We start from the raw sequence: 19595 nt of genomic DNA, 5'->3' as shown, positions 1-19595 counted from the left end.
TTTATTTATTTTTAACTAAAACTGCACCTAAAGCAAAAATAAAATAAATTAGAGTGCAGGTGAAAAGTCACATCTGGCTTGTAAAATACGCTTAAACTCTTTTGGGTCATGTTGCTGTGCAAGACGCTCAGGGTCATTGATCGCACCATACCAAGCTTCCAAACGAGATAACCAAAAGCGCATAGCTGCCACTTTTAGCATATGGTCCCACGCATCAATTTCATCTTGAGATAGCTCACGCTCAGCACGATAAGCCGTAATTAGCGCCTGATACTTGTCCATATCTAGTTCACCAGTCGCTCTATCAGTACACCAGTCATTAACCACTATGGCAAGATCGTACATTAACCAACTGTGGCAAGCATTGTAGAAATCGATAATGGCAGATAAGGATTCGCCTTCAAACAAGGTGTTATTAAAGAACAGGTCCCCATGAATAGTACCCATTGGTAAGCTATTCGCTTTCTCCAGGAAGGCATCGAATCTGGCCACTTGTTCAGATAACAGCTTAGCTTCATCTTCAGGCAACTGAGCACTTAAAGATTGGCTAGTCGATTGCCACCATTCAACCCCACGGTGAGACGGTCTTTGGTCTGGGAAAGACTGACCTGCAAGGTGAAGCAAACCCAGTTGCTTACCCATTTGACGACACGCATCGGTAGAGGTTTTCGCAAGTTCATCACCATTAAAACAATCCACTAGAATTGCTGGCTTATTTTTAAGTGTTTTAAGGCGCTCACCCTGTTTATCGAAAATAGCAGCAGGTACATTAAATCCACCTTGCTTAAAGTGTGCGACCACATCTAAAAAATAAGGTACTTCTTCTGCTTCAAACTCTTCAAAAATCGTTAAAACATATTTACCTTGCGAGGTGTTCACAAAGTAATTGGTGTTTTCGACTCCTCCCGAAATGCCCTTAAATGACACTAGGTCACCTAAATCATAATCTGCCATTAAGGCCAACATGTCATCTTGCGTGAGGGAAGTGTAAACAGCCAATTTGTTACCTATTCTAGTGTCGAAGTTAAAAGCATTTATCGCCCTAAAAAATGAACGAAAGCCCAGAAGTCGCCTATGCTCCACAATTAACACTAAAAGGTCAATTAGAGACACAATACTTCAATAAAAATTATTTTCCTCTACTGAAATAATTGGTGAATTAACCTGAATAACAGGTTGAAAATGCAAAAAAGGCATTAAAGTTAACAATAAATAAACCATTCTGTATTTCATAAAAAATATCCTTATCGTTGATACCAATAAAATTATACACAGGATAAATTATCAACAAGTTATTAACAACTTTCAAAACTTATTAACAATTAAGAACAGGTTAAATGGATTTAGATATTGTTTTTAAAGGTTTTTATATAGTTATAAACATTTTTATTTAATTTTTTGCTAGATATTTAATACATCTATCCTGTGTTAACCTAAGCCCCAGTATTTTTAAATTATTTTCTTTTTGACTAGCACCCTGATGGAGACAGTTTCCATGTCGGCCGAAGACAAAGCCTCAAAACCTGCAACAGCCCCTATGATCCTTGTGGATGGGTCGTCTTATTTATATCGTGCATTTCATGCCATACCACCTTTAAGTACCAGTGATGGCCAGCCAACCAATGCCATTCGTGGTGTGACTAGCATGATTAAAAGCTTGATTAAGACCTATGCGGACTCGCCCATAGTCGTGATTTTTGATGCTAAAGGTAAAACCTTCCGAGACGACATGTATCCTGAATATAAGGCTCAGCGTCCTTCCATGCCTGATGATTTACGTCTACAAATAGAGCCTATTCATAGCATCATAAAAGCAATGGGATTGCCTTTAATCAGTATCGGCGGCGTAGAAGCAGATGATGTGATTGGTACCATTGCTAAAATTGTTGGTGAAACAGGTCGAGAAGTAATCGTTTCTACTGGCGATAAAGACATGGCTCAATTGGTTACAGATAAAGTAACCTTAGTAAATACCATGACAGATACAGTGATGGATATTGAAGGTGTTAAAAATAAGTTTGGTATTGGTCCAGAGCTCATTATCGACTTCCTTGCACTTATGGGAGACAAGGTAGATAACATTCCTGGTGTGCCTGGTGTCGGCGAAAAAACAGCACTGGGCCTGCTGCAAGGTCTAGGTAGCCTAGAAAGCATCTACTCTCGCCTTGATGAAATTGCAGGGTTAAGCTTTCGCGGCGCAAAAACACTGTCTAAGAAGATGGAAGATAACAAGGATATGGCGTTCTTGTCTTATCAACTGGCAACCATTAAATGTGATGTTGAATTAGATTTTGATTCTACCACTTTAAGTAACTCTCCACGAAATAAAGAAGAGTTAAAAGAATGGTTTAGCAAGCTTGAGTTTAAAACTTGGTTAAAAGAGCTAGATAAACCAACAGCAGATGAAGAAGGCGGCGCCGAAGCAGAAGAGGCCAAAGTTGAAGCGGTCGAGATTAGTTATGAGACTGTGCTAGATAAAGAACACTTCGCTATTTGGCTTGATAAAATCCAACAAGCACCTCTTTTCGCCTTAGATACCGAAACCACCAGCCTTAACTATATGGCTGCAGAACTCGTTGGCTTATCTGTCAGCGTTGAAGCAGGCAAGGCAGCCTATATTCCTGTTGCCCATGATTATGAAGGTGCGCCAGAGCAGCTTGATAGAGATTGGGTATTGGCACAAATTAAGCCGCTTTTAGAAGATGCGTCTCAATTAAAAGTGGGCCAGCACCTCAAATATGACGCCAATGTTTTAGCTAACTATGACATTGAACTTAAAGGTATTGAGTTCGATACCATGCTTGAGTCTTATATTTTTAACTCAACTGCAAATCGTCATGATATGGACAGCTTAGCGAAGAAGTTCCTTTCCCATAAGTCTGTCAGCTTTGAAGAAATTGCAGGTAAAGGTGCCAAGCAAAAAACCTTTAACCAGATAGATCTAGAAGAGGCGGCTTTTTACGCTGCTGAAGATGCCGATATTACTTTTAGATTACATCAGGCAATTTGGACAAAGTTAGAAAAAACACCAGAACTAGTTTCTGTATTTAAAGAGATAGAGCTACCACTGGTACCCGTTTTGGCTAAGATGGAGCAAACTGGCGCACTGATTGACCCAGATCTGCTACATGAGCAAAGCAGTGAAATCGCCACTCGTCTTGAAGAGTTAGAAATTAAAGCCCATGAAGTAGCTGGACAAGCATTTAATCTAAGCTCACCAAAGCAGTTACAAGAAATTTTATTTGTGAAGTTAGAGCTGCCGGTACTAAAGAAAACGCCTAAGGGGCAGCCTTCTACCGCTGAACCTATTTTACAAGAGTTGGCGTTGGACTATGAGCTACCACGTTTGATCATGGAGCACAGAAGTCTGTCTAAACTGAAATCGACTTATACTGACAAGCTGCCCGAAATGATCCAAAAAACAGGCCGTATCCATACTTCCTATCATCAAGCGGTAACAGCTACAGGTCGTTTATCCTCTACGGATCCAAACTTGCAGAACATCCCTATTCGTACTGCTGAAGGGCGTCGTATTCGCCAAGCCTTTATTGCACCAAAAGGCTATAAACTAATCGCTGCCGATTACTCTCAAATCGAGCTGCGTATTATGTCACACCTGTCGCAAGACCCTGGTTTGTTAGAAGCCTTTGCAAATAACAAAGATGTACATAAAGCCACAGCAGCTGAAGTCTTTGAGGTCGCTCTAGATGAGGTAACAGGTGAACAAAGACGTAGAGCCAAAGCCATCAACTTTGGTTTGATCTATGGCATGTCTGCTTTTGGTCTTGCTAAACAATTAGGTATAGGTAGACCTGAGGCTCAAAAGTACATACAGAGATACTTTGAGCGTTACCCAGGGGTAAGAACCTATATGGAAAACACACGTGAAATGGCACGTGAAAAAGGCTATGTTGAAACCTTATTTGGTCGTCGTCTATATTTACCAGATATTAAAGCCAGCAATGCCATGATGCGCCAAGCAGCTGAAAGAACAGCGATTAATGCTCCTATGCAAGGTACAGCAGCTGACATTATTAAGCGCGCTATGATTGAGATGCATGCTTGGTTAAAAGACACAGAACTTGATATCAAAATGATTCTTCAAGTACACGATGAATTGATTTTTGAAGTCAAAGAAAGTGACTTAAGTGCCGCGCAAGAAAAGATCTTAGACATAATGGAAAACACCAGCAGTATCGATGTACCCCTATTAGTCGAAGCAGGTATTGGTGACACTTGGGATCAAGCTCACTAACAGGCTAGACATTGAGTTTTAAAAGCCGGATTCGTCCGGCTTTTTTACGCTCAAAAAGCACCACATTATGAAAGTTTTTTGAACGTTGAAAGTTGGTGAATTTAAGTAAAAATTAATAGAATTTTTACTTGTTTAGATACAAAAAAGCACATAACCTATACGGATAATACAACAATAAATTATCCAAATAAGTTATAGCGCAATAAAACCGAGTGAATCCTATTAGATTCCTTGAAATAGGTAAGTATTTCAATTCGATAGAGCATTATTGTCCTTTGCTATGGATACTAACGGGAGCTTAAATGTCGCTTTCAGATCTCATATCTATTGGTATGACCCTAGGCACAGGCATTATTATTTTGGCCAACATTATTCTAATGAACCTAGTGGCTTACTATCGTGAAGAACAGGATAGCTTAAAAGTTTTCTGCATCTCCTTTATGATTTTTGGCGTTGCTTGGGTTTTATATATCAGCCGAATCTTCGACTTTTTTTATGTCCCTATCTCTCTCGCCGCAGCCTTTTATTACGCCGCTATTATTATCTACTATATTGCAACGAGCCGCTTTCTCAGACACGCAATCAATTATTATTTGATTGCCGCGACACTTTTAGCTTACTGCATTATTTATTGGTCACCAGGTGCCAGTGATGACATAAGCTTACGCAGTTATGGCCAAGCATTAGTCTCGGGCTGCATTCACAGTTACTTTGCGTTTATCTATTACAAACAATTCAAAAAAGAAAAGAACATTGGGCATTTCATTACCTTGAGCGCCCACTTCATTATCTTGTTAATTGAAATATTGCGTTGCTATTTGCTCCTTGAATCGATAGAACCCATGCTGATCCTTGGCATAGTGGTGGTAGCTCATACCATATCCTTAATTCTTAATAACATTGGCATAATGACAGCGTTTAGCTTTAACCACTATAAAGCGGTGAGAAGCTTAAGTAAGAAAGATTCACTAACTGGTCTCTTAAACCGACGAGGTTTTTTCGAGCTCTATCAAGCTAAGTCTTGTCGTTACCAAGAAGTGGCGATTATTTCCTGCGACATCGATTATTTCAAAACCATTAACGACAACCATGGCCATAGTTATGGTGATCAAATACTGGAACAAATAGCACATGAGCTGAAAGAGCATACCAAGCTTAACTTCACGAAAGAGAGCTTGGTTGCAAGATGGGGTGGGGAAGAGTTTGTTATCGCCTTATTTGATTGCTCGATTAATCAAGCTCGTGCCTTAGCGGATACATTAAGGGAAAACATTCATAATAATGAGTATGAAATTAACCAAGATAGCTTCCGTATTTCTTTAAGCTTTGGCGTTGCTCATCATCAGGTAAACGCCAATGGGATAGAGCACTTAATTCGTCAATCAGACAAGGCACTCTATCAAGCTAAATTACTTGGCCGTAACCAAGTCGCATGTCATACCTAATGGTCCATTAGGTATGCTGCAACATTTCATATAAATATTCCTTATCAGGAATAACAGCTATAACTTCTCTATTCATAAAAATGCTAGCTACACTCTATAGAACAATTAGATAAATTGATTCTCGGAGGTTAACTATGGCAACTATCCTGTGTTATGGCGACTCTTTAACTTGGGGAGCATCACCTAATGGCGGACGCTTTCCAACTCACTGCCGCTGGCCAGAGATGCTTAATGAATTATTAGGCTCTCAGCATAAAGTTATTAACTTTGGTTTACCTGGTCGAACAACCATTTGGGATGACCCCTTTAATGAAGGTCGAAATGGTGCTCGCTTTGTACAATCAGCTATGGAGATTTTTGGCCCTGTTGATCTACTCATCATAATGTTAGGAACGAATGACCTAAAACGTTATTTCAATGCCAGTGCCTATGAGGCGGCGAAAGGGGTAGAGCAGATTATCAAGAAAGTAAGAGAACCAAATAACCATCAATTTCCTAATCCACATATCATAGTAATTGCCCCGCCGAACATTTTATCCCCAATAGGCGAAGCTGCTGATATCTTTAAAGGCGGAGTAGAAAAGTCTCGTGGCTTCCACCAAGCCTATCAGAAGGTTGCATTGCAGAATGACTGTGTTTTTGTGAATGCGGCTGGCCTGCTACAGCCTAGTGTTCAAGACGGTGTTCATCTAGATACTGAGGGAAATAACACCTTAGCCGCTACTTTATTTCCTATCATTACCGACTTAATTAGAGCCTAACTCTTTGTTTTTCAATCCTAGAGTTAAATTAGTGAGAATGAAAACGAACTTGCTTTCATTCTCACTAACTTAAGCGTTAAAAATTATAATGTTTCTTTATAGCCCTCAAGTAACACTTATAAGTGAGTACTTACCGTTAAGCTTTTATGCTAGAAATCTTACTTTCAATATTTTACCCACCGATTAAAACAAAACTCATATATGTATATTTTTTGCACTAACAAAAAATTTCGTTAACATTTTTATCCACAGGCAAAGTAGGCCTACTTTTTGCGTAAGCTTGAATCTTTTAACACAATAAAAAGGCATGTTTGATCTCCATAAAAAGAGCTAGATTGCTTTCATTATGTTGAAGTTTGCATCCAAATTTGCAAAGTTTGCTTATATGTATACCATAAAACTTAATGAAATAAGCCCTTAGCATTTTACTCTTTTATCCCTTTTCTCAGTCAGATCTCAACTAGCTAGAAACACATAAAAATACAATATGAAGCCATAACAAAACGGATTAGTCTGAGAATAAATAAATAGTGATTAGGTCTGATTTTCAGCTTATTTTTCTTATTAGTTGCAAAATCTGACGCTAAATTGAATAAAATGAGACTCTTTCAGTTTTTTCCAAAATATCTGTAAAGCCTTTAATCATCGAACCTTGGCACACCTTATTCATTCTTTCTATTCATTATCTGCATAGCGCATATCGTTATTTCGATTGGTCTTGGCGATGGGCTTAAGTAGTCTTCGAACAGGCCTTAGATCTTGCCTCTGCATAGGAGAGGTTAGATTTAGGCTAAAGAGGGCTCAAGGATGAGAGCTTTACCACCCTGCTTTGTATGTCGAAGTGCTGAGCAGGGTGCTTTAGTTTAAGTACAGGGCGAACTTCCTTCTATAAAAATACATATCAAAAGTAATACCTGATTCGACTTCTTCGTTTTTCACATAATAATAAGTTTTGGAGATAGAAAATGAAAAAAGGGTTAACAGCATTGTCGCTGGCTATTTTAGCCTCCTCCGCAATTTCAACATCAGCAAGTGCAGCATCTACCTTCGTATATTGCTCTGAAGGTAGCCCAGAAGGTTTCAACCCAGCGTTTTACACAGCGGGAACAACTTTTGATGCGTCATCAAAAAGCATGTTCAACCGCTTACTAGAATTTAAACTAGGTACGACTCAAACAGAACCTGGTCTTGCTGAAAGCTATGAAGTTTCTAACGACGGTAAAACCTATACCTTCCACCTACGTAAAGGTGTGAAGTTCCATTCTTCAAAATCTTTCAAACCAACCCGTGACTTTAATGCAGATGATGTAATCTTCTCATTCGCTCGTCAGTGGGACACAAACCACCCTTACCATAAAGTATCTGGCGGCTCTTATGAGTACTTCACAGGTATGGGTATGGATAGTTTGATCAAAGACATAGTACGTGTTGATGATTACACAGTGAAATTTGAGCTTAACCAGCCAGAAGCACCTTTCCTAGCTAACCTAGCAATGGACTTTGCATCTATCTTCTCTGCTGAACAAGCAGATTACTTGATGAAAAAAGGTACGCCTGAAAAACTAGATATTGACCCAGTAGCAACAGGCCCTTTCCAAAAAGTTCAGTATCAAAAAGACTCTTTGATTCGTTACACAGCCTTTAAAGATTACTGGAAAGGTAAAGCAAAAATTGATCGTCTAGTGTTTGCTATCACACCAGATGCTTCTGTTCGTTACGCTAAACTGAAAGCGGGCGAATGTCATGCTATGCCTTATCCAAATCCTGCTGATTTGGATCAAATGAAAAATGACCCAAGCATCAACTTGATGAGCCAAGAAGGTCTGAACGTAGGTTACCTAGGTTTCAATACGCAAAAAGAACCTTTCACTAACCCGAAAGTGCGTCAAGCCTTGAACTACGCAACCAACAAGCAAGCCATTATCGATACCGTTTTCCAAGGTTCTGGTAAAATTGCTAAAAACCCACTGCCACCAACAATGTGGTCATATAACAATAAAGTTATTGATTACAACTATGACCCAGTGAAAGCTAAGCAGTTGTTGAAAGAAGCGGGTTATGAAAATGGCTTCGATACCAATATTTGGGCAATGCCTGTTCAACGTCCTTACAACCCAAATGCGCGTCGTATGGCGGAAGTTATGCAGGAAGACTGGGCTAAAGTTGGCGTTAAAGCTGAAATTGTTTCCTATGAGTGGGGTGAGTATCTAAACCGTTCTAAGAAGGGTGAGCATGATACCGTACTACTAGGTTGGACTGGTGATAATGGTGACCCAGACAACTTCCTATACGTACTACTTGGTTGTGATGGCGTAGGCGGTTCTAACCGTGCACAGTGGTGTAACACTGACTTTGACAATCTATTGATCAAAGCTAAGGAAACCTCTAACCAAGCACAACGTACAACTTACTATGAAGAAGCACAGCAAATCTTCAAGCAAGAAGCGCCTTGGATCACAGTGGCACACTCTGTTGTGTACGAGCCAATTCGTAAAGAAGTTAAAGGCTACAAGATTGACCCACTTGGCGGTCACCACTTCTATAACGTTAGTTTAGAGAAGTAGTAGCAAGAATTCTGGGGAATCAAGCGTGGGGCTTGGTTCTCCAGTTTTTTTCTTATCCCTCCTTTTTCTTAGAGATCAGTTTCTTACAAAGAAACTCACCATCTAGAGATTCACTATGTTTCAGTTTATTTTCAAACGACTCAGCTTAGTAATACCAACATTTATTGGTATCACATTACTGACTTTTACCCTTATTCGACTTATTCCAGGTGACCCTATCGAGGTTATGGCTGGTGAGCGTGGCGTTTCAGCGGAGAGACACGCCAAATTGAGTGCAGAACTTGGCTTAGATCAGCCGCTCTACATTCAATACTTCCAATATGTAAAAGGGATTTTTCAAGGTGATTTGGGCAATTCACTTGTTACACGCGAGCCAGTCTTAAGTGAATTTTTAACCCTATTTCCAGCCACGGTCGAGCTGGCTTTTTGTGCCGCTATTTTTGCTATCCTAGTCGGTTTGCCAGCAGGAATTATTGCGGCTGTAAGGCGAGGCACCTTATTTGATCACTCGGTGATGACCTTCTCACTTACTGGGTATTCCATGCCAATTTTTTGGTGGGCATTGCTTCTTATGCTGGTGTTCTCAGTTAATCTGGGCTGGACCCCAGTATCGGGGCGCATAGACGTCGTTTTCTGGATAGAAGATGTCACTGGCTTTATGTTGATTGACTCTCTATTGTCTGATGAAGAAGGCGCATTCAGCTCAGCCGTTTCTCATCTAATATTACCTAGTATTGTACTCGGCACCATCCCTATGGCGGTAATCGCCCGTATGACGCGCTCTTCTATGCTAGAAGTTCTGAGCGAAGACTATATACGTACTGCTCGCTCTAAAGGCATAGCACCTTGGCGCGTCATCGTCATTCACGCGCTACGTAATGCGCTTATTCCTGTGATAACCGTTATCGGTCTCCAAGTCGGCATACTGTTAAGTGGCGCGATTTTAACGGAAACCGTTTTTGCTTGGCCCGGTATCGGTAAATGGTTAATTGAATCTATTGGACGTCGTGATTATCCCGTTGTTCAAGGAGGCATACTGATCGTTGCCACCATCATTATCATAGTCAATCTGTTAGTCGACCTGACCTACGGCATCATTAACCCGCGCATTCGACACAGTAATTAATTACGTATCAATGCAATTAGGAAAAGTCACTAGGAATAAATGATGAATCAAACACAAACATCTGACAGTGCAAGCACAAAAGAACAAGATGCAGCTTACGATAATGCCCCCGTACCTATGACGCCATTTCAAGAGTTTTGGCATTATTTCAGTGCAAACAAAGGCGCACTCGCTGGTTTTATCTTTATTGTTTTTATCTGTTTTATCGCCCTTTTTGCCGATTGGATCGCGCCCCACACGCCATCCATACAAAACCGCTCGGCGTTGCTACTGCCTCCCGCATGGCTAGAAGGTGGAAACTGGCAATATATCTTAGGTACTGATGACGTTGGTCGTGATATTTTATCGCGCCTTATGCATGGTGCCAGATTGTCACTTTCTGTCGGACTAGTTGCAGTATCAGCGTCTTTGGTTGTCGGCATCTTTCTTGGCTTAATCGCCGGTTATAACCGTGGCATTGTTGATACTGCCATTATGCGTATTGTTGACATTATGTTAGCGATGCCTAGCTTACTTTTAGCAATCGCTATCGTTGCGATTTTAGGACCAAGCATAGTCAATGCTGCACTAGCTATCTCGGTGGTATCTTTACCTCATTATGTCAGGTTAACGCGTGCCGCAACCTTAGCAGAGATGAGTAAAGACTATGTCACCTCTTCACGCGTATTAGGTGCAAGCCCGCTTCGCCTTATGTTTGTATGCGTTTTACCTAACTGTTTAGCGCCCTTAATCGTACAGGCAACCCTTGGTTTCTCCAGTGCCATTCTAGATATGGCAGCCCTAGGCTTTCTAGGTTTAGGTGCACAGCCTCCTATTCCTGAATGGGGCAGTATGTTGGCGGATGCTTTGCAGTTCGTACAACGTGCATGGTGGGTCGTTACCTTCCCAGGTCTTATGATACTTATCACAGTATTAGCCTTTAACCTCATGGGCGATGGTTTACGCGACGCTCTTGACCCTAAGTTGAAACAGTAGGAGGTTGTGATGTCACTGTTACAACTCGAAAACCTTTCCGTCACCTTTGGTAAATTCAAAGCGGTAGACAATATTAGTTACAAAGTAGAAGAAGGCGAAGTATTAGGTATAGTAGGTGAGTCTGGCTCAGGTAAAAGTGTTAGCTCCTTATCTATCATGGGCTTGATTGACTTCCCTGGTAAGGTGGAAGCGAAAGAGCTGAGCTTTCAGCAGCAAGATCTACTTAGTATGCCTGAGAAGCAGAGACGTCAGCTCACTGGTTCTGATATTGCCATGATATTCCAAGACCCTATGACAAGCTTAAACCCTTGTTTTAATGTGGGTTATCAAATAATGGAAGCGTTAAAAACCCATCAGGGTGGCAGCAAAAAAGAGCTCAAAGCGCGTACTATAGAGCTACTTACTCAAGTAGGTATTCCTGCCCCTGAGACACGTTTAAGCGCTTATCCGCATCAACTGTCTGGCGGTATGAGCCAACGTATTATGATTGCTATGGCGATTGCCTGTAATCCTAAACTTTTGATTGCTGATGAACCGACCACAGCCTTGGATGTTACCATTCAGGCACAAATTATTGACCTCTTGATTGACCTGCAGCGCAAAAAGAAAATGGGTCTGGTTTTGATTACCCACGACCTTGCCCTCGTTGCTGAAGTCGCTCATAAAGTCATTGTTATGTACGCTGGTCAAATTGTTGAATCAGGCCCTGCTAGCGAAGTCTTTAAAAGTCCTAAGCACCCTTACACTCAAGCACTTTTGAAGTCATTACCTGAATCATCCAGTGGTGCTTCACGATTAGAAGCCCTTCCAGGTGTGGTGCCTGGCCAATATGACAGACCTAAAGGCTGTCTTTTGAGCCCACGTTGTCCTTATGCAAGCGCAGAATGTCGTGAAATTGAGCCGGCAACACAAGGTGAACTTGATCGCCAAGTTAAATGTCACACACCTCTAAACAATGAAGGGAGACCAAGTCTATGAGCCAGTTAAATACATCGGCTGAGGTCATCCTTAAAGCCAGCGAACTAAAACAGCATTACCAAGTTAAACAAGGACTGTTTAAAGACGATGCTGTCGTGAAAGCGGTAGATGGCGTTAGCTTTACTTTGGAGAAAGGACGTACGCTTGCCGTAGTAGGTGAATCAGGTTGTGGTAAATCGACCCTAGGTCGCATGCTTACCATGATAGAAACACCTACAGCAGGCGAAATCGACTTTGAAGGAGCGGATCTACTTAATTTGAATAAATCTGAGCAAGAAAAGCTGCGTCAGAAAATTCAGATCATATTCCAAAACCCTTACGGCTCACTTAACCCTCGTAAAAAAATTGGTGCGATTCTAGAAGAACCTCTCGTTATCAATAGCAATATGGGTAAAGCAGAACGTAAAGCTAAAGCCTTGAGCATGATGGCGAAAGTAGGCCTTAAGCAAGAACACTATGATAGATACCCTCATATGTTCTCTGGTGGTCAGCGTCAACGTATTGCGATTGCTAGAGGCCTGATGCTAGACCCTAACATTATCGTCGCTGACGAGCCTGTGTCAGCCCTTGATGTATCAGTACAAGCTCAGGTACTCAACCTGATGATGGACTTACAGCAAGAGTTTGGTTTGAGCTATGTGTTTGTTTCTCATGACTTATCGGTTGTTGAGCATATCGCTGATGATGTCATTGTCATGTATCTAGGTAAGGTCGTTGAGCAAGGTAAAAAAGAGGATATCTTTAGATCGCCTAAACATCCTTATACTCAAGCACTATTGTCTAGTACACCTCAACTCAATGCTGATAAACGCCGTACTCGTATCAAGCTTGAAGGGGAGCTGCCATCGCCACTGAATCCACCTGCGGGTTGTGCTTTTCATGGTCGTTGTATGCATGCTAATGACAAGTGCAATCAAGAAGCACCTGTTTTAAAAGCAGCAGAAAACCAAATGATTGCCTGTCATGCAGTTGAAGAAGGTCGTTTAGCAGAGTTTGTTTAATACCAGCTTAGTTTGAAAAAGTGCAGACAATAAAAAAGCGGCTTGTTTAAAACGAGCCGTTTTTTTTATACCTTGAACGCCTAATACTCTATTTAGGCTTCTTCTGTCGTGCGTGGTAGATAGCAAAACCTTGTGCACGATTAAGGCGTGTATGCGTACCTAAAGCCGCATCTATGATAGATGGATAACGCAAGAAATCATTGGCGACAATAAACAGCTCACCATTTAAAGTTAAATGCTGCTTCGCATTCATAATGAAATTCTCAGCAATCGAATAGTCAGTATCAGTCCCCTTATGAAAAGGAGGATTAGAGAAGATGTAGTTAAATCTGCCCTTCACTTCAGTCAGCCCATTAGAACCTAAGAAGGTTATTTTCTCTAACACACCATTGGCTTCACAACTCATTTTAGTTGCTTCAATCGCCAAAGCGCTATCATCCAATGCCGTAATGCGGGCATTAGTATGCATGGCTAACCAAATAGAAATGATACCGTCGCCACAGCCAAAATCTAGCATGCGAGCATCGCTCACTTGGCTCATAAATCGGTGTTGATCAAGCTGCTCTAAAAAGAGTTTAGTACCTAGATCCAACTTACCGTGGCCAAAAACACCAGGAAGACTCTTTAGAATGATGCTTTTACCCGCAACCTCTTGAGTCCAAGTTTTCACCCAGCTCTCATAGTTAAAAGCAGGGGACTCTGCTTGTTTATCCCCCACATATAATAGGCAGTGTTTCGCACCTTCTACCTTGCCCACATTTTCTAGACCGGTATTTAGCTTCTTATAAGCCGACTTAACACCACTTTTGTTGTCTCCAACTAACCAAACCTGTCCACCCATTTTTAATAGAGGTAAACAAACCGCAAGCAGGTAGTCTAAAAGCTCTTTCGCTTTCGGTTGATAAATAATGATATGGTCAAAATCGGCAGTGTTATGCTCCCAAGTGGCTGCAAAAGCCATTTTGCTCTCATCCATACCAGCACGAGACAGTTGATTAAACACTGTCTTAGATTGGCACCAAGCAAAGCAGTCAGCTTGATCGAGGAGAGTAAGTGGGAAGCTGTCTTCCGGATTGGCAAATAACACCTTGCCTGTAAATTGCGAAGCAGAACGCTCAAGCAATAAACTGGTTGAATTAAGACTCATAAGATACAGATAACTCTTGTTTAGATTTTTTAGTAACAGACTCTAATAGCGATATAAAGTCATTGGTATTCAATTCTGGTTGAACTCTAGGATAGCGTGGGGCTTGTCTATCGTTTATCAAAGGGTGGTGCCAACCTTTTGTGAGAGATAAGAAATCTTGCACAAAGCTTTCACCTAAGGACAAGCAGCCAGACAAAATCACATCAACATAACTCAAAGCAATGGGGCAATCTTGAGTCGGTTGAGCGATTTCATGACTATGATAAATCCAGATAGTCCCTTCTGGTAAACTTTGCCCTTGATATGCAGTCAGTTGCTCTAAACTCACTTGAGAGCGTTCATAACCCCTTTCTCTTTCATCAAAAGAAGGGATTTCTGACTCATCAATTTCAATCAGAACACCATTACAATAGGCGTCTTTCACAGGAATCACTGCCACAGAGCTCATACCATACTCGGTTGACATAACCGACCAATTTCTTTGGTAACCCGCAATTCTCACAGGCCACACTTGCCCTGTTTCACCTGTTTTTGCTCGACTGATAGCATTGATCAAACTGCCATAGCCAAAAATAAAGTGTCGATTCTTATCTGTCATGGAAACTATCTACTTTCTAACGATTTCTAGGAAGGAGTATTTAAGCTGTTTAGCCGGTATAAATTGAAAAGTTCGCTTATTTCAGCCTCTTTTCAATGGCTAATGTATATAAAGCCCATCATACGCGTTTACTCTGCAATAAGGGATATCTAGCCAAAAAATAGTCTAATAAGGGCTTAAAGCCTCAAAATTAACGCACTTAAAAAGTGCGTTAACATAAAAAAGCCCTGATGCAATATCAGGGCTTCTCATACAAGCACATACCGAGTCTAGGTTAATGGTTCATAGAATGGTTAGCGTGCTTGTCAGATGTTGCCGCTTCTTTAATATCTGCAGGCATAACAATATCCGCTTTAACCATCATGCTTTCACCATTAGCAAGATTCAGCTGAATGGTTACTTGTTCACCCGGTTTCAAGTTTTGAGTTAAGCCAATTAGCATGACATGATAACTACCTGGCTTGAAAGATAAGCTCTCGCCTGCTGCTATCTCTACGCTAGGTACTTTACGCATACTCATAGCACCATCAATCATCAAATGATTATGGAACTCAGTTACCTTAGATACATCACTTTTAGCACTCACTAGGCTAATTGCCTCTTGCTTATGATTCATCAAGGTAAAGTAAGCTGCACTATTTTTTGAGCCAGGAGGCATAGCTCTCGCTTGCGCGTCCATAACCATCACACCCATGTGACCAGCGGCTACAGCATTAAAAGTTAAAATGGTACAGGTTAATACAGTTACAAAGGTAAGCATTTGCTTAAACATCTTGTTTTATTCCTCTAAATATTAAAATCAAAATTTGTTAAACCCTGTAAGGAACTAGCTGCGCCTATCATAACTTAGTTTGCCAAAGAGGCTTGTGTTTATTTGAATCAGATTCACAACTTTTTGATAAAGATTACCTTGCTTACAACAAAAGCCAGTTGGTTTTATCGTCTGCTTTCCTCTAACTCATTGGACTCTAATGAGAAATACCTATTTAGATAAAAAATACAAACTCATTTAAATACTTAATACCTAAGTAATAAATAAACAAAGTAGTAATTTTTTGTTCTATTTCACTAGTATCATCATTTGTATCAAATCTGATAGACCATGACTTTTATATAATAAAAAGCAACTTGTCATATTAATTAAATATAATCCAAACCATTATTTTTTAATAAATTGGAAAAATAAAAATAACTAATCGTGAATACTAATTCACAATAAATACATTGAGTTACATTTATTCCAACGCACAAAAAATGTGCGTTTAAATGTATTTATTTCTCTTATTAAAAGTAATGAAATTTAATGAGTTTAAATTTTTAAGAATAAATTAAATAAGATTAATTCTAATATAAGCTCATGTTTTTGTTACAGAATTTATCACTAAAATAATCACTATATAAATAAAATATTACTCAATGATTTTAAAATGGCTTATAAATTGCCTGACTAAAGATGTCAATAAATTGAAATATTTTATCCGTATAAATTATGTAGACGATTTATTACCCAAAAAACTTAGTCTGACAACTAGTCAAAGGATGGAATTATGAATAACTTTACACCTATCGCTCTAGTAACTGGCGCTATTGGCGGAATAGGCAGCATTATATGTAAGAAGTTAATCGAAGAAGGCTATCAGGTAGTCGCTATATGTCGTCAAAAACCTGCTGACGTTTTATCTCAGTGGTTGAGCGATTATGACATTGATAAGGAGAGTGTAAAGTTCGCCTTTATGGATGTAACTGATAATGAAGAATGTTCAGTTGAGTTAGAAAAACTTTACAAAGAGCTAGGACGTTTTGATGTATTAGTCAATAACGCAGGTATTACACGTGATACTCAGTTTAAAAAAATGGACTATAAACAATGGCGTGATGTTATTGATACCAATTTAAATAGTTTATTTAATGTTAGTCAGCCAGTTTTTAATGTTATGTGTGAAAAGGGTTATGGCAGAATCATTAATATCTCTTCAATAAATGGATTAAAAGGTCAGTTTGGTCAAACTAATTATGCAGCTGCAAAAGCAGGCATGATAGGTTTTACTAAAGCACTTGCAATGGAAGGTGCTCGTAAAGGCGTTACAGTAAATGCTGTAGCCCCGGGTTATACAAAAACCCCTATGGTTGAAGAATTAAAAACCAGTGTAATCGAATCTATTACCGCTCAAATTCCAGTTAACCGTTTGGCTGAGCCAAAAGAAGTTGCGGCAGCCGTTGCTTATTTAGCAAGCAAGGATAGTGGTTTTATCACAGGTGAAACCTTATCAATCAATGGCGGACAATACATGCATTGATGATAACCAGTTTGGCCTGTTAAACAGGCCAAAACCTTTCTTGGATTAGGTATCTAGGTCTGGTCAGTATTAATCGAAAGAATAATAACCCTCTGGACCAGATCAGCCTACATACCAACAAGAAAGATGATTTATGGAACAAGCAGAAATTAAGTAGCAAAAACCATCGTATACCAGCAATTAGGAGTGATTCAGTATGTATAGCGAACTATTTAAAACATTTTCTTCACAAACAGAAAATATGATGTCCCCTTTTACTAGCTACAACGAAATGCTAGTAAAAAACATCGAAGAAACCACTAACTTACAGCTTGAAGCTATGAAGAAATACGCTGATATTGGCATTAACCAAATTAAGAACGCAACGGCTGTAAAAGACGTTACTAGCTTAATCGAGTTCAATACCAAACAAGCTGAAACCTTCACTGAGCTGAGCCAATCATTAATTGAAGACGGCAAACGTATGTCTGAAATCGCACAGTCATTCAAGGGTAACCTAGATGAACTAGCGGCAACAGCTATGAAGAAAGCAGCACCAACTGCTTAATCTAATCCCGTGTGGGTGATGGGGCAGCAAAATTTGTTGCCTATCACCTTTTTTCAAGATGAGCTGCACGCACAGCAAATCAGGAGGTGCAAATGTTCAGCCCAAATATGTATGGAGAGATTTTCGAGAAACTGTGTGAGTGCAATGCTGCCATAGTTAAAAATATGCAGCAAAAGCCCGTCAACAACCCCATGCAAGAAGCCTTAGTTCAACTTAACAGCCAAGATTTAGGTCAGTGGGTTGAAGAAGCAGCACAAAACCCATTAAAGATGATGGATACACAAATTCAGTGGTGGCACGATCAAATGAACATTTGGCAAACCTCCCTGATGCAAGCAGTTCACCCAGAAATAGATGATGCCATTAGCATTGAAAAAGGCGATAAGCGCTTTGATGACCCAGCTTGGAAAGAGCAGGTTTTATTCAATGTGTTAAAACAGTCCTATCTACTCTTTAGCCGCAATATGCTGCAAATGATAGATAATTCTAACGGACTAGAGAAAGCAACCAAAGAACGCCTTAACTTTTTTACTAGGCAGATGATTAATGCACTTTCTCCTACCAATTTCCTTTCAACCAACCCAGAGCTGATCCGCTTAACCTTTGAATCTAAAGGTGAAAACCTAGTGAAAGGCATGTCTCAATTACAAGAGGACATGAAACTCAGTGCGGATGTATTAAAAGTACGCCTAACCAAACAAGACGCCTTTAAAGTCGGTGTTGACCTTGCTTCAACACCAGGGGAAGTCGTGTTTCGTAACAAACTAATCGAATTACTTCAGTACCACCCAAGTACAGAAACGGTTGCTAAACGTCCTATTTTAATTGTGCCGCCTTTCATCAATAAATACTATGTGATGGACATGCGTGAGCAAAACTCACTGGTACGCTGGCTGGTAGCCCAAGGCCACAGTGTCTTTATGATTTCTTGGGTTAACCCAGATGAATCACTCGCTGAATACGAGTTTGGTCACTATGCTACTCGTGGCGTAATTCCTGCCCTAGAAAAAATTGAAGATCTAACCGGCGAGCAACATGTTAATGCTATCGGTTACTGTGTAGGCGGTATGCTGCTTTCAACAACAGCAGCTTACATGGTCAGTAAGCGAATGAAGCAGCGTATTAAGAGCATGACTCTCTTAACCACCATGCTTGAATTCAGCAACCCAGGTGAAATTGGTGTTTTCATCAATGAGCCAACCATTACGGCGATAGAAACCCAGAATAAGATACGTGGCTATATGGATGGTCGCTTGATCGAATCTACCTTTAGCTTATTACGAGAAAACAGCTTGTTCTGGAATTATTATGTGAAGAACTATCTCAAAGGAGAGAGTCCGCTAGACTTTGACCTTCTCTATTGGAACAGTGACTCCACTAATATTGCAGCCGCTTGTCATAATGATATTTTGCGCAAACTCTACCTAAATAACCTGCTAAAAGAACCTAAAGGGTTAGAAATTGACGGTGTTGGTATCGATCTTTCTAAGATCAAGGTGCCTGTTTATTTCCTCTCTGCCAAAGATGATCACATTGCAGGCTGGGAAAGCACCTTTAGCGGCAGTAAATACCTTAAAGGCAAGGTTACCTTTGTACTTGGCGAGTCTGGCCACATTGCTGGCGTAATTAATCCACCCGCTAAAAACAAGTATGGCTATTGGGCAGGTGGTGATATCAATGCCCAAGATGCGCAATCTTGGGTGAAATCAGCAGATCATCACACAGGTTCTTGGTGGGCTCACTGGCAAAGCTGGAGTGAAGAGCAAGATACGGCAGAAAAAGTACCCGCGAGAGAGATTTCCCAAGATATCTCCTTGGCCGCGGCCCCAGGTTCTTATGTATTACAAAAGCTTCCAATAGAAGCCAGTATGGATAAGGCTGGTTAAGCTAATTAAAAGTGC

At 40.4% G+C, this 19595-nt stretch carries 15 protein-coding genes; 11 read left to right on the top strand and 4 right to left on the bottom strand.

Annotated elements, in window-relative coordinates; all coding sequences use genetic code 11:
- Positions 1–48 precede the first annotated feature (48 nt).
- On the bottom strand, positions 49–999 hold the full coding sequence (locus tag OA91_RS16460) for a homoserine kinase (protein ID WP_063339222.1): 951 nt from the start codon (positions 997–999) through the stop codon (positions 49–51).
- Positions 1000–1495: 496 nt separating this feature from the next.
- On the opposite strand from OA91_RS16460, the gene polA reads away from it, so the two are divergent.
- From polA to OA91_RS16420, 8 genes are all read left to right on the top strand, one after another.
- Positions 1496–4255 carry a DNA polymerase I gene (gene polA, locus OA91_RS16455; protein ID WP_231870391.1) on the top strand — a complete coding sequence of 920 codons (2760 nt, stop codon included), beginning with the start codon at positions 1496–1498 and terminating at the stop codon, positions 4253–4255.
- Positions 4256–4557: 302 nt separating this feature from the next.
- Positions 4558–5700, top strand: a complete 1143-nt coding sequence (locus tag OA91_RS16450; protein ID WP_063339135.1) for a GGDEF domain-containing protein — start codon at positions 4558–4560, stop codon at positions 5698–5700.
- 134 nt (positions 5701–5834) lie between these two features.
- Positions 5835–6461, top strand: a complete 627-nt coding sequence (locus OA91_RS16445; RefSeq protein ID WP_063339134.1) for an SGNH/GDSL hydrolase family protein — start codon at positions 5835–5837, stop codon at positions 6459–6461.
- 965 nt (positions 6462–7426) lie between these two features.
- Complete coding sequence (locus tag OA91_RS16440; protein ID WP_046015480.1) at positions 7427–9025, top strand: ABC transporter substrate-binding protein; 1599 nt, start codon at positions 7427–7429, stop codon at positions 9023–9025.
- 115 nt (positions 9026–9140) lie between these two features.
- Positions 9141–10151 (top strand): ABC transporter permease subunit, encoded by a 1011-nt coding sequence (locus OA91_RS16435; protein WP_046015479.1) that lies wholly within the window; start codon positions 9141–9143, stop codon positions 10149–10151.
- A gap of 39 nt (positions 10152–10190) precedes the next feature.
- Complete coding sequence (gene dppC, locus OA91_RS16430) at positions 10191–11126, top strand: dipeptide ABC transporter permease DppC (protein WP_082827981.1); 936 nt, start codon at positions 10191–10193, stop codon at positions 11124–11126.
- A gap of 9 nt (positions 11127–11135) precedes the next feature.
- Complete coding sequence (gene dppD, locus OA91_RS16425) at positions 11136–12104, top strand: dipeptide ABC transporter ATP-binding protein (RefSeq protein WP_046015478.1); 969 nt, start codon at positions 11136–11138, stop codon at positions 12102–12104.
- Positions 12101–13105, top strand: coding sequence for a peptide ABC transporter ATP-binding protein (locus OA91_RS16420; RefSeq protein WP_046015477.1), 1005 nt, complete (start codon positions 12101–12103; stop codon positions 13103–13105). The genes dppD and OA91_RS16420 overlap by 4 nt, the downstream gene beginning before the upstream one ends.
- Before the next feature lie 88 nt (positions 13106–13193).
- Here OA91_RS16420 and OA91_RS16415 read toward each other — a convergent pair whose 3' ends face one another.
- The 3 genes from OA91_RS16415 to OA91_RS16405 all read right to left on the bottom strand — a co-directional run bounded on the left by OA91_RS16415 (position 13194) and on the right by OA91_RS16405 (position 15622).
- Positions 13194–14252: a class I SAM-dependent methyltransferase gene (locus OA91_RS16415; RefSeq protein ID WP_063339133.1), complete on the bottom strand. Its 1059-nt coding sequence runs from the start codon at positions 14250–14252 to the stop codon at positions 13194–13196.
- Positions 14242–14850, bottom strand: a complete 609-nt coding sequence (locus OA91_RS16410) for a gamma-glutamylcyclotransferase family protein (RefSeq protein WP_063339132.1) — start codon at positions 14848–14850, stop codon at positions 14242–14244. Before OA91_RS16410 ends, OA91_RS16415 begins: the two co-directional genes overlap by 11 nt.
- Before the next feature lie 274 nt (positions 14851–15124).
- Positions 15125–15622, bottom strand: a complete 498-nt coding sequence (locus OA91_RS16405) for a copper chaperone PCu(A)C (protein ID WP_063339131.1) — start codon at positions 15620–15622, stop codon at positions 15125–15127.
- Between the two features lie 775 nt (positions 15623–16397).
- On the opposite strand from OA91_RS16405, the gene OA91_RS16400 reads away from it, so the two are divergent.
- From OA91_RS16400 to phaC, 3 genes are all read left to right on the top strand, one after another.
- Entirely contained in the window at positions 16398–17147 is a 750-nt protein-coding gene (locus OA91_RS16400) for an SDR family oxidoreductase (protein ID WP_063339130.1), read from the top strand.
- 196 nt (positions 17148–17343) lie between these two features.
- A complete protein-coding gene (locus OA91_RS16395) occupies positions 17344–17694 on the top strand; it encodes a phasin family protein (RefSeq protein ID WP_063339129.1) in 351 nt (116 codons plus the stop codon).
- A gap of 92 nt (positions 17695–17786) precedes the next feature.
- Positions 17787–19580 carry a class I poly(R)-hydroxyalkanoic acid synthase gene (phaC, locus tag OA91_RS16390; protein WP_063339128.1) on the top strand — a complete coding sequence of 598 codons (1794 nt, stop codon included), beginning with the start codon at positions 17787–17789 and terminating at the stop codon, positions 19578–19580.
- The last annotated feature ends 15 nt before the right edge of the window (positions 19581–19595 follow it).

Origin of the sequence: Marinomonas sp. SBI8L (assembly GCF_001624705.1) — a bacterium.
In the GTDB taxonomy this organism is placed as follows: Bacteria; Pseudomonadota; Gammaproteobacteria; order Pseudomonadales; family Marinomonadaceae; genus Marinomonas.
Note: the sequence above shows the minus strand (reverse complement) of the source record. Positions and strands in the feature narration are given on the sequence as shown.